Annotated in this window: 11 protein-coding genes and 1 pseudogene; 8 read left to right on the plus strand and 4 right to left on the minus strand. The window is 70.2% G+C overall.

What is annotated here, in order from left to right; translation table 11 throughout:
- Positions 1-149: 149 nt before the first annotated feature.
- From AB0M51_RS40845 to rsgA, 3 genes are read left to right on the plus strand one after another with little or no spacing between them, the layout of a single operon-like run.
- A complete protein-coding gene (locus tag AB0M51_RS40845) occupies positions 150-1124 on the plus strand; it encodes a hypothetical protein (protein ID WP_344202262.1) in 975 nt (324 codons plus the stop codon).
- A gap of 40 nt (positions 1125-1164) precedes the next feature.
- Positions 1165-2436 (plus strand): 3-phosphoshikimate 1-carboxyvinyltransferase, encoded by a 1272-nt coding sequence (aroA, locus tag AB0M51_RS40850; RefSeq protein ID WP_344202260.1) that lies wholly within the window; start codon positions 1165-1167, stop codon positions 2434-2436.
- Positions 2436-3407 (plus strand): ribosome small subunit-dependent GTPase A, encoded by a 972-nt coding sequence (rsgA, locus tag AB0M51_RS40855; RefSeq protein ID WP_344202257.1) that lies wholly within the window; start codon positions 2436-2438, stop codon positions 3405-3407. Before aroA ends, rsgA begins: the two co-directional genes overlap by 1 nt.
- A 6-nt stretch (positions 3408-3413) precedes the next feature.
- On the opposite strand, the gene AB0M51_RS40860 is transcribed toward rsgA, so the two are convergent.
- Positions 3414-3893 (minus strand): DUF2231 domain-containing protein, encoded by a 480-nt coding sequence (locus AB0M51_RS40860; protein WP_344202255.1) that lies wholly within the window; start codon positions 3891-3893, stop codon positions 3414-3416.
- 134 nt (positions 3894-4027) lie between these two features.
- On the opposite strand from AB0M51_RS40860, the gene hisN reads away from it, so the two are divergent.
- From hisN to AB0M51_RS40875, 3 genes are read left to right on the plus strand one after another with little or no spacing between them, the layout of a single operon-like run.
- Positions 4028-4807 carry a histidinol-phosphatase gene (hisN, locus tag AB0M51_RS40865; protein ID WP_344202253.1) on the plus strand — a complete coding sequence of 260 codons (780 nt, stop codon included), beginning with the start codon at positions 4028-4030 and terminating at the stop codon, positions 4805-4807.
- A gap of 31 nt (positions 4808-4838) precedes the next feature.
- The gene (locus AB0M51_RS40870) at positions 4839-6137 is read left to right on the plus strand and encodes a pitrilysin family protein (RefSeq protein ID WP_344202250.1); all 1299 of its coding nucleotides are present in this window, start codon (positions 4839-4841) and stop codon (positions 6135-6137) included.
- Positions 6134-7480 (plus strand): pitrilysin family protein, encoded by a 1347-nt coding sequence (locus AB0M51_RS40875; protein WP_344202248.1) that lies wholly within the window; start codon positions 6134-6136, stop codon positions 7478-7480. The genes AB0M51_RS40870 and AB0M51_RS40875 overlap by 4 nt, the downstream gene beginning before the upstream one ends.
- A gap of 40 nt (positions 7481-7520) precedes the next feature.
- Here AB0M51_RS40875 and AB0M51_RS40880 read toward each other — a convergent pair whose 3' ends face one another.
- Entirely contained in the window at positions 7521-7946 is a 426-nt protein-coding gene (locus tag AB0M51_RS40880; protein WP_344202245.1) for a CBS domain-containing protein, read from the minus strand.
- A gap of 660 nt (positions 7947-8606) precedes the next feature.
- Here AB0M51_RS40880 and AB0M51_RS40885 point away from each other — a divergent pair.
- Positions 8607-8714, plus strand: a pseudogene (locus AB0M51_RS40885) (thrombospondin type 3 repeat-containing protein); the annotation flags it as partial.
- 42 nt (positions 8715-8756) lie between these two features.
- A complete protein-coding gene (locus AB0M51_RS40890; RefSeq protein WP_344202329.1) occupies positions 8757-9635 on the plus strand; it encodes a PxKF domain-containing protein in 879 nt (292 codons plus the stop codon).
- A gap of 58 nt (positions 9636-9693) precedes the next feature.
- Here AB0M51_RS40890 and AB0M51_RS40895 read toward each other — a convergent pair whose 3' ends face one another.
- Together AB0M51_RS40895 and AB0M51_RS40900 are read right to left on the minus strand one after the other, a co-directional pair.
- Positions 9694-10341, minus strand: a complete 648-nt coding sequence (locus AB0M51_RS40895) for a response regulator transcription factor (RefSeq protein ID WP_344202242.1) — start codon at positions 10339-10341, stop codon at positions 9694-9696.
- Complete coding sequence (locus AB0M51_RS40900) at positions 10335-11672, minus strand: ATP-binding protein (RefSeq protein WP_344202240.1); 1338 nt, start codon at positions 11670-11672, stop codon at positions 10335-10337. Before AB0M51_RS40900 ends, AB0M51_RS40895 begins: the two co-directional genes overlap by 7 nt.
- Positions 11673-11849 lie beyond the last annotated feature (177 nt).

The raw sequence follows: 11849 nt of genomic DNA on the forward strand, positions 1-11849 counted from the left end.
TCTAACCTAGACCGGTGTCATCGTACGGAAACAACGGTCAGTGGCCCCAGCAACAACCGCCGTACCCACCTCCTCAGCAACCGGGCTACCCGCCGCCGGGCTATCCCCCGCCACCGGGCTATCCTCCGCCGCCGCGTAAGCGGCGTGGTGTGATCTGGCTCGTCGTCCTGGCGGTTCTGCTGGTGATCGCAGTACCTGCCGGGTACTTCGGGTGGCGGGCCTTCTCCAACCGCGAGAGCGCGGGCGGCGCACCGCACGGCAAGACCATCACGCCGGGCCAGCCGGTCACCGCGCAGACGCTCGGAGAGGTCGACCCGGCGACGTTCTTCGAGGGCGTGGCGAAGCGCCAGATGACCCAGCCGCTGGCGCGGCTCAAGGTGTCGCATTTCGACGACACGCAGAAGTTCCTGAGCCGGACGGGCAACTGGGTGATCGTGGACTCGGCGATCGACCACAAGACCGACAAGTACTACTTCGCCCAGACCTTCCGGAGCAGCCCGAACGACGACGAGCCGACCAGCGCCATCTGCAAGGGCGGCAAGAGCTACAGCTGGAGCCACATCGTCAAGAAGTGGCAGGTCGTCCCGTTCGACAGCCCGGAGTGCTACAAGAAGCCGTACACGTCCACCGGCGACAGCCTGTTCTCCAGCGGCCTGACACCGGACCAGGCCGACAAGGCCCTGAAGACACTGCGCAGCTACGACGGGTTCGTGAACCCCGCCAAGCCGACGCTGCTGTCGGCCGGCGGCCGGACGTACGTACGGCAGGTGGTCGACTTCAAGCCGGTCCTGGTCGGTGACGACCAGGGCTACGCCGGTACGGCGATCACGATGTGGGCGTTCCGCGACGCCGGCGAGGACCCGGTGAGCTGGCCCTGGTCGAACCCGTGGCCGCTCGGCGTCGGCATCCACGCCGTCTACTACCTGGACACCAAGACGCTGCTGCCGGTCGCCGTGTTCGAGAAGGGCATCGGCGCCCCCGCGCACGGCAGCGACAAGCCGATTCCCGCTCCTGGCATCCAGGTGATCAACTACTCGTTCCCCAAGACCCTGCCCGCACCGGTCCTGAACAACTCCCCGCAGTACCTCTCGCTGCTGCTGCCCCAGGGCTGGAAGGTGCAGTAGCGATAGGCTCAGGCTCGAGATGACGAGCCTAGGGAGTGGCATGAGCGTGGATGAAGGCTGGCCGGCACCGCCGGCCGAAGGTGCTGTCACCGGACGGGTCACCGTGCCCGGGTCGAAGTCGATCAGCAACCGGGCCCTCATCCTCGCCGCGATCGCCGACGGCCCGTCGAACCTGACCGGCCTGCTCAACGCCCGTGACACCACCCTGATGCGGTCCGCGCTGGTCGCGCTCGGCGTAGGCATCACCGAGAGCGGTGCGACGGTGACCGTGACGCCGGGCTCGCTCAAAGGCCCGGCGAGCGTCGACTGCGGCCTGGCCGGCACCGTGATGCGGTTCGTGCCGCCGGTCGCCGCGCTCGCCGACGGCGTGGTCGCGTTCGACGGCGACGAGTACGCCCGCGAGCGCCCGATGGACGTCATCCTCGGCGCGCTCCGCGCCCTGGGCGTGCAGATCGACGACGGCGGCACCGGGCGGATGCCGTACTCCGTGTCCGGCACCGGCTCGGTCCGCGGCGGCAAGGTGACGCTGGACGCGTCCGGGTCGAGCCAGTTCGTGTCCGCGCTGCTGCTGGCCGGCGCCCGGTACGACGAGGGCGTCGACATCCGGCACGACGGCAAGCCGGTGCCGTCGCAGCCGCACCTGGACATGTCGGTGGCGATGCTCCGCGAACGCGGCGTCCACGTCGACGACGCCGAGCCGAACCGCTGGGTGGTTGCCCCCGGCACCGTTCGGGCGCTGGACACCGCGATCGAGCCGGACCTGTCGAACGCGGCGCCGTTCCTGGCCGCTGCCGTCGTCACCGGCGGCTCCGTCACCGTGACCGGATGGCCCGCGGCGACCACGCAGCCCGGCGGGCAGCTGCCGGAGATCTTCACCCGGTTGGGCGCCGAGGTCAGCCGGGACGCGGACGGTCTCACCGTGCGCGGCACCGGGAACGTGCACGGCTGCGACCTCGACCTCAGCGAGGTGGGTGAGCTGTCGCCGGTGATCGCCGCGGTCGCCGCCTTCGCCGACGGGCCGTCGTACCTGCGCGGCATCGCGCACCTGCGCAACCACGAGACCGACCGGCTGGCGGGGCTGGAGGCCGAGTTCAACGCGCTCGGCGGCGACGTGACGCAGCTCGAGGACGGGCTGGCGATCCGCCCGAAACCCTTGCACGGCGGGCTTTTCCACACCTACGGCGACCACCGGATGGCGCACGCCGCCGCGGTCCTCGGCCTGCTCGTCGACGGCCTCCGGATCGAGAACATCGGCACGACCGCGAAAACCCTGCCCGAGTTCCCCGACATGTGGTCGGGACTCGTGCGCTGATGTCGCGGTACGACGAGGAGGCCAAGTTCGACCGGCCCAAGCGGCGCACGCGCCCACGGACCAAGGACCGCCCCTCGTACGACGGTGCCGCCGAAGGGTTCGTGATCACCCGTGACCGCGGCCGGTACACGTGCTGGGTCGGCGACCGGGAAGTCACCGCGATGAAGGCCCGCCAGCTCGGCCGGAAGGGCGTGATCGTCGGCGACCGGGTCAAGCTCGACGGCGACGCGAGCGGCGACGAGGGCACGCTCGCCCGGATCGTCGAGGTCGTCCCCCGCAAGACGCTGCTGCTCCGCTCCGCCGATGACGACGACCCGGTCGAGCGCCCGCTGGTGGCGAACGCGGACCAGCTGGTGATCGTCGTCGCGGTCGCGAACCCGGAGCCGCGCACCGGCCTGATCGACCGGTTCCTGGTCGCGGCGTACGACGCCGGCATGCGGCCGCTGCTCTGCCTGACCAAGACCGATCTCGCCGACCCTGATCCGCTGCTGTCGATCTACCGCCCGCTGGGCGTCGAGTCGGTGGCGACCCAGCAGGGCGGCGACCTGCGCGAGCTCCGCGAGCAGCTGCACGACCGGACGAGCGTCCTGGTCGGCCACTCCGGCGTCGGCAAGTCCACGCTGGTGAACGGCATCATCCCCGGCGCCGGGCGGGCCACCGGCATCGTCAACGAGGTCACCGGCCGGGGGCGGCACACCTCGACGAACACGGTCGTACTGCGGCTGCCGGACGGCGGCTGGCTGATCGACACCCCGGGGATCCGCTCGTTCGGGCTGGCGCATGTGGATCCGGACCAGCTGATCCACGCGTTCCCGGACCTGGCCGAGCTCGCCGAGGACTGCCCGCGCGGCTGCACGCACACCGAGGACGCGCCGGACTGCGCCCTCGACGAGGCGGTCGCGGAGGGTCGCGCCGACGCCGACCGGGTCGCGTCGTTCCGGCGCCTGCTCGCCAGCCGGACAACTACGTAGGCACGGCTACTTCTTGGGGAGGATGTTGCTCCAGACCGCCTTCGCGCCGGCGTCGCCGGTGCGGATCGTCTGGTAGATGACGACGACCGCCAGCACGACGACAGCCGCGCTGACCACGAGCTGGAGCGGGCGGCTGTCGACGGCGCCCGGGCCTCGACGAGTTGTCGGCAGCAACAGGAACGCCGCGACGACCAGGACGGCGAACGCCAGCACGAGCCAGAGCAGCAGGTTCCCCCGCGAACGGTGCACGGCGACCAACTGGCGCAGCTGCGGGAGCGCCGCCACGAACGCGTCCCCGCTCTTCTTCGCCACGAACGCGCACACCAGCGCACCGACCCCGAGCACCAGCGCCGGCCAGCGCAGGAACGAGCGCCATTTCGGCACCGCGGCGAAGGCCATCGCAGTGAGCGCGCTCACCGGCAGCACCACCACCGCGAGATGGATCACCAGCACGTGGAGCGGCAGGCTCCCGAAGCGCTCGAACATTGACGCCTCCCGGCAGTCTTGAGGTCAGGTCCAGACATCAATGGCACGTTCGAGGACCCGATTCGGTTCAATCCTGCCGCAACTTGTCCCGGACACCCGGAGCGCTCCGGAGCAGTTCAGGCTAGCCTTCCGGCATGCCTTCGCACACGGATGACCTGCGGCTCGCCCACATCCTGGCCGACGACGCGGACTCGACCACGATGGACCGCTACAAGGCGCTCGACCTGCACGTGGCCACCAAGCCCGATCTGACTCCGGTGAGTGAGTCGGACAAGAAGGTCGAGGACGTGATGCGCAAGACGCTCGCCCGGGCCCGCCCGCGGGACGCGTTCGTGGGCGAGGAGGACGGTACCTCGGGCTGGGGCGTCCGGCGCTGGGTGGTGGACCCGATCGACGGCACCAAGAACTACATCCGCGGCGTCCCGGTCTGGGCGACGCTGATCAGCCTGATGATCGAGGACCAGGTCGTCGTCGGCGTGGTGTCGGCGCCGGCGCTCGGCAAGCGCTGGTGGGCGTCGTACGGCGACGGCGCCTGGACCGGCCGCGCACTGCACTCCTCGCAGCCGTGCCGGGTCAGCGACGTGAGCAAGATCGAGGACGCGTCGCTGTCGTACGCGTCACTCAAGGGCTGGGAGAAGATCGGCAAGAAGAACCAGTGGGCCGAGCTGATGGACACGGTCTGGCGGACCCGCGCGTACGGCGACTTCTGGTCGTACATGCTGGTCGCCGAGGGCGCGGTGGACATCGCCGCCGAGCCCGAGCTCAACCTCTACGACATGGCCGCGCTGGCGATCATCGTCGACGAGGCCGGCGGCAAGTTCACCTCCGTCGACGGCACCCCCGGCCCCAACGGCCCGAACGCCGTCGCCACCAACGGCCGGCTGCACGACGAGGTCCTCAAGCGCCTGGAGTAGCCGGGTTTCGCGACCACGTATGGTGGCCGGTATGCCCTTGGACTACCCCATCGCGGAGCAGACGCTGGACAACGGCCTGCGGGTCGTCGTCAGCTCGGACCGCGCCGTCCCGATCGTCGCCGTCAACCTCTGGTACGACGTGGGCTCGCGCCACGAACCGCCGGGCCTGACCGGGTTCGCGCACCTCTTCGAGCACCTGATGTTCCAGGGGTCCCGCAACGTGGCCTCCGGTCAGCACTTCAGCCTGCTCGAGACCGCCGGCGCGAGCCTGAACGCTTCGACCTTCTTCGACCGGACGAACTACTTCGAGTCATTGCCCAGCGGCGGCCTGGATCTCGCGCTCTGGCTCGAGGCGGACCGGATGGGCTACCTGCTCGACGCGGTGAACCAGGAGAACCTGGACAACCAGCGCGACGTCGTCAAGGAGGAGAAGCGGCAGAGCTACGACAACCGTCCGTACGGTGACTCGTACGAGCGGCTCGTCGGTCTCGCCTTCCCCGAGGGTCATCCGTACGCGCACATGACGATCGGCTCGATGGCCGACCTGGACGCCGCGTCGGTGGAGGACGTGCACGCGTTCTTCCGCAAGTACTACGGGCCGAACAACGCGGTCCTGACGATCGTCGGCGACGTCTCCGAGGCGGACGCGTTCGACGCCGCCAAGCGGTACTTCGGGCACCTGCCGGCGATCCCCACGCCGCCGCCCGCGCCGGACGGCACGATCGGCCCGATGACCGACGTACGGCGCGACGACGTGACGTCCGACGTACCGTCCGATCTGGTCACGATGATGTTCCGACTGCCGGTGGACGGTACGCCGGAACTCGACGCGGCCGGGCTGGCGCTCGACATCCTCGCCGCCGGGCAGAGCGGCCGGCTGAACCGGCGGCTGGTCCGCGACGAGCAGATCGCGCAGTCGGTGTCCGGCGGTGCGCTGCCGCTGATCGGCGGGGTGTCGTTCGGGACGCTGACCGGGATCGCGTCGGACGGCGTGGACCTGCAGAAGGTCGAGGACGCGCTGCTCGAGGAGATCGAGAAGCTCGCGACCGACGGCGTGACCGAGGACGAGCTCGCGACTGTGCAGGCGCAGGCCGAGCGGGACTGGCTGGAGCAGCTCGCCACCTGTGCGGGCCGTGCGGACGAGATCTCGCACCACGCACTGCTGTTCGGCGACGCGAACCGGATCAACACCCGGATCGACCAGGTCCAGGCGGTCACGGTCGACCAGGTGCAGGCGGCCGCCGCCAAGTGGATCCGTGCGTCGGGGCGGGTGCAGGTCACCTACCGCCGCAGTGCAACTTCTTCGGGAGAGACTGGAGGCCAGGAGTGAACCAGGTACTGACCACCCCGCCGCCGGTCGGCGCGCCGCGGCCGTGGAAGTTCCCGGAGGCGACGACCACCCGGACCAGCTCCGGTACGCCCGTGCACGTGTTCGACCGCCCCGGGCAGTACGTCGCCACCGTCCGGGTGACGATCGCGATGCCGCTGATCGCCGAGCCGCGGGAGCTCGAGGGGGTCGCGACGATCATGTCGCGGACCCTCGACGAGGGCACCGAGCTGCATTCGGCCAACGAGTTCGCCGCCGCCCTGGAGCGGCACGGCGCGGCGTACGGCGTGGACGTCAGCTCGGACGCGCTGCACGTGGAGATCTCGGTGCCGGTGTCGCACCTCGCGCCGGCAGTGGAGCTGCTGGCGGAGGCGATCACCAAGCCGGCGTTCAACCAGGCGGACGTCGGGCGGCACGTGACGATCCGGCTCGGCGAGATCAACCAGGAGCGCGCGAACGCCGGGTACCGGGCGCGCGAGGCCTTCGCGGCGCACCTGTTCGCCCCGTCGATGCGGCGGTCCCGGCCGACCGCGGGTACGCCGGACACGATCCGGCCGCTGACCAACCTCGAGGTCGCCGAGTTCTACCGGAACAACATCGGCCCGGAGCGCGCGGAGATCCTGTTCGCCGGCGACGCGGCCGGTGTGGACGTTGCCGGGATCATCGACGCGGCCTTCGGCGGCTGGACGTCGTCGGCCGGTACGGCGCTGGAGACGCCGGAGCCGGTCTACCTGACCGGGAGCCGGATCGTCCTGGTGGACCGGCCGGGCTCGGTGCAGAGCCAGCTGCTGATCGGCTGCGCCGGACCGGACCGCCGGGACCCGGCGTGGGGCGCGGCCGCGGTCGCGAACCACGTGGTCGGCGGGACGATCACCTCACGCGTGGACACCGTGCTGCGCGAGGAGAAGGGCTACACGTACGGCACCCGCACCAGCTTCTCGGCCCCGCGCAAGGGCGGCACGTTCAGCCTCGGCGGCGCCGTACGGACCGAGGTCACCGGGGCCGCGATCACCGATGCACTGCGGATTCTGCGCGAGGCCCGTGACGGGCTGACCGAGCAGGAGGTCCAGGAGGCGAAGGACAGCCTGATCCGGACCGCGCCGCTGCGCTACGAGCAGGCCGACTCAGTTGCCCAACAGGTCGGCAGCAACATCGCGAACGGCGTACCGATCGACTTCGCCGACACGTACCTGACCAACATCGCCGCCACCACCGCGGCCGAGGCGACCGAGGCCTACCGCCGGTACGTCGGCACCGACGGCCTCCTGGTGGTCGTGGTCGGAGAGGCCAAGGACGTCCGCCCCCAGCTCGAGGGCCTCGACCTGGGCGAGCTCATCGACCTGTAGCCGCCGGGCTGCCCCCGATCGGTCCGGGGGCGGCCTCCGGTCAGCTCGTGATGTAGTTGGAGAGCTGCTCGCGCTCGAACTCGAGCTCGCCGATCCGGGACTTCACCACGTCGCCGATGCTGACCAGTCCGGCCAGGTTGCCGTCGACAACGACCGGGACGTGCCGGATCCGGCGGTCGGTCATCATCCGCATCAGGTTGTCGATCAGGTCGTCCGGTGTACAGGTGTGCACCTCGGAGGTCATGATCGCGCTGACCCGGACGTCACCCGCGTCCGGCGTACCGTTCCAGAGCCGCACGATGTCGCGCTCGGACACGATCCCGGACACCGTCGATCCGTCCGCGCTCACCACGACCGCGCCGATGTTGTGCTCGGCCAGCAGCGCGAGCAGCTCGGTGACAGTGGCTTCTGGGGAGATGGTGACGACCTGGTTGCCCTTGCCGCGCAGTACGTCGTTGATCTTCACGGAGCCTCCTGCAGATCGAGGGACCAATACCCCACGGTAACGGCAATCCGGTGATCACCCCCGGTGACAACGACAGACAAACGCGGCCGCGGCCTGGCGTTTAGGTGTTTGAACGCTCAAAGGCCTGGCACTGCGCGCCGTCGCTACTTACGGTGACTGCAGTCCGGGTGTGCGGAGGGGTGCGCCCGGCTCCACGGGAGGCACTACATGAGCAGGTACACCAAGGCTGTCCGGCGGGGGGCGCTGGGAACGGCGATCGCCGGAGCAGTCGCGCTGACCATCGGCGGGGTCGCGCGGGCCGACAACATCGTCGACACCATCGACTCGTCCGGCGCGGTCACGCTGGTCGCCGGCGACCCGGCGTCGACCGGGTCGGCCCAGATCAAGGTGGTCTCCACGAACGGCGCCCAGGACGAGACCGGTTGCAACATCGACACCGGCGAGCAGTTCGCGATCACGTTCCACACCCCGGCGGGCGTCACCGCCGTACCGGCGTCGATGCCGTTCACGTCCTGCGACGTGTTCCAGACCGTGACGTTCCGCGCTGCGGCCGGAGCGGTGAGCGGACACGTGACGGCCGAGATCACGACCAACACCACCGGCACCGGTACGTACAACAACAACGTCGACATCCCGATCACCGTCAACGCCCCGGCTGTGCAGGACGCGGACGGGGACGGCGTACCGGACGCCACCGACAACTGCCCGGCGGTCCCGAACGCCGACCAGGCGAACGCGGACGGGGACGCACTCGGCGACGCGTGCGACCCGAACTCGTACGCCCCGGTCGCGTCCGGAGCGCCGGCCGACGTGAACGGCTTCGAGGGCTCGCCGCTGAGCACGTCCGGTGCGTTCACCGATGCCGACGGCAACCAGACGCTGACGGTCGCCAAGGTCAGCGGCGACGGTACGGTCGCCGACAACGGCGACGGCACCTGGTCCTGGTCACACAGCACCACCGACGACGCGGCCGGTGACGTGGTCGTCCGGGCGTCCGACGGCGAGCACGCGCCCGCCACCGAGACGTTCCACTGGGTCGCCGCGAACGTCGCGCCGACCGTCACCTCGGTCAGCGCGACCCGGGTCAACGCCTGCACGGTCTCCGTGAACGCACCGTTCACCGATCCCGGTACGGCCGACACCCACACGGCCTCGATCGCCTGGGGCGACGCCGGTACGACGACCGTCGACCCGGCCGTCTCCGCCGTCACCGGAACGCACACGTACACCGCCAACGGCACCTACACGGTCGGCGTCACGGTCACCGACGACGACGGCGGTTCGGGCACCGGAAGCGCCGCGCCGTTCGCGACGCTGAACACGCCGAGCGCACTGATGCAGCCGATCAACGCCGCCGGGACACGCAGCGTCTTCAAGCTGGGCAGCACGATCCCGGTCAAGATCACGGTCACCGGATGCGACGGTGCGGCGGTCAAGACGCTGGCGCCGTCGGTCTCGCTGACCAGGATCGACGCGACGCCCGACGGCAGCGTGAACGAGACCGCGGTCGACGTCGCGGCCACCAACGGCCTGCAGATGCGCTGGTCGGACCCGTCGTACATCTACAACCTGTCGACCAAGCTCAGCCAGCAGACCGGTGCTGCGCTGACGGCCGGCACCTATCGGGTCACCGTCTCCGACAGCAGCTTCGTCGACTCGGTGTCGGCGGACTTCGACCTGCGGAAGTAACCCCGGTACGGAACCGGTCGTGCGGGCGGTGAGGAGGGGGACCTCCCGCACGACCGGTTCAGCCCTCGTCGCGGAGCAGGTCGATGGCCGCCTGGCGGTCCTTGACGCGAAGTTTGCGCAGGACCGTGGAGATGTGCACGCGGACCGTCGTCGGCGAGAGGAACAAACGCTTGGCGACCTCGTCGGTGGTCAGGCCTTCGCCGAGCAGGCCCATCACCTCCCACTCGCGGGACGTCAGCAGGGCCGCCTTCGTCCGCCGGGCCGAGCGCCGTCGGCCCGGCTCCCGGAACTCGTCGAGGATCCGCGCGACCAGCGACCGCGGGATCGCCGCCTCACCCGAGAGGACACCGCGCAGTGCCTCCGGCAACCGTCCGGGATCGGTGTCCTTGAGCAGGTAGCCGGACGCCCCGGCGCGCAGCGAGTCGAACAGGTCGTTGTCGTCGCGGGACACGGTCAGCATCACGATCGCGATATCCGGCAGCAGCCGGGAGATCTCCGCCGCGGCGCGGATCCCGCCGCCGGGCATGTGGATGTCGAGCAGTACGACGTCCGGCTGGTGCTCCTCGGTGAGCCGGACCGCCTGCGGGCCGGTCGCTGCCTCGGCGCACACCTCGAAACCGCCGGCCTCCAGGGCCTGCCGGATGTGCGCCCGAAGCTGCGGGTGGTCGTCGGCCATCACCACCCGAACCGCGTCCTCTGTCACCACCTGACCACCACCGTTGTTCCCTCGCCCGGCCCTGTCGTCAGTACGAAGGTACCGGGCAGCGCCTCCGCGCGCTCGCGCATGCTGATCAGGCCGAACCCGGTGTGGCTCTGCCGCGAATCGAACCCGGGCCCGTCGTCGGTGATCCGCAGCAGGCTCCCGTCGGCGTCCCGGCTCAGCTGGACGCTCACGCGGTCCGCCTTGGCATGCCGTACGGCGTTCAGCACCGCCTCCCGGGCGATCCGGACCAGCGCGTGCCGTTGCGGGCGGTCGACCACGATCGACTCGTCCACGTCGAGGTCGAGGGTCACGTCGTACCGCTGGGCCAGCTGTGCGAGCGTGCGCCGGAGTACGGTCCCGAGCGGCTCGTCGTCCGATCGGCCGAGGGCTTCGAGCATCTGCCGGGCCTCGTCCAGCGCCCGGTCGCTCGCGGCCAGGATCCGGTCGCCGCGCGGTCCGTCGAACGTGGCGATCTCGGACCGGATGTACCCGAGCTCCTGCAGTACGCCGTCGTGCATCTCGCGGGCGAGCCGCCGACGGTCTTCGACGACGGCCATCTCTGCCTGCAGGGCCCAGTGCCGGCTGATCTCACGACCGGCGGCGACCAGCAGAAGCAGGTACGACGCGGTCCGCAGCACATCGCCGGAGTACAGCCAATCGGGACGGTCCGGTGGGAACAGGAGGAAGTTCAAGCGTGCGAACGCACCTACTGCGCAGGCAGGTCCCAGCCAGCGTAGGAGCGCGTCGTCGCGGCTCCGGGCCTGCACCATGAACGCCACCGCTGCTACCGCGAAGAAGCCGAGGGTCAGGAGCTGTGGGACCAGGAGCTCACTGGCAGCGGCAACATCCGGCAGTGCGGCCCTCCGCCAGTACAGCAACGCGCTCAGCAGGAGCATGCCGGCAACAGCGGGCGCCAGCGCCCAGTGCCGCCAGCCGCGACGCCGTGCCTGCTTGGCCGGCACCAAGGCGGCCCCAGCGATCAGCAAGGTCCCTACGATCCGCAGGGTCGGCGGGAGCCAGCTCCCGAATGCGCCTACGTTGCCCTTGACAAGCGTGACACTGAGCAGGGCGTTCGCAGTACCGAGAACGACCAGTCCCTGAACCAGCAGGAGGTCCTGCCAGGTGTTGGTACGCCGGAAGCGCCCGTAGACCAGGAAGGCCAGCAGCAGGGCTACGCACGCGTTGACGGTCTCCAGCACCAGGTGCGCCGCGGGACTCTGGTACCCGAGCTTCCCCTCGGCGAGCGCGACCGCGGCGAGGCAGAGCACGACGACCGCGAGCGCCACGCTCCCCCGTGCCGCCCACACCCTCCCCACCACCCGCTGCCTCGTCACAATCACAGACCGTACCCCTCCTTTTCTGCTGGTGGGTTAGGACCTGTCTGGTAATCCAGCGCCGTAGCGAGGAGGTGCTCGGTGCGGTAGCTCGGCGCGCGGGGGCGAAGGGTTCGATGCGGAGCATCGTTCCCTTTGCACCCGTGCGGCGAGCTGCCGTGCCGAGTGCCCCGCAGT

It is taken from the genome of Kribbella sp. NPDC051137 (assembly GCF_040682535.1).
Lineage (GTDB): Bacteria > Actinomycetota > Actinomycetes > Propionibacteriales > Kribbellaceae > Kribbella > Kribbella karoonensis.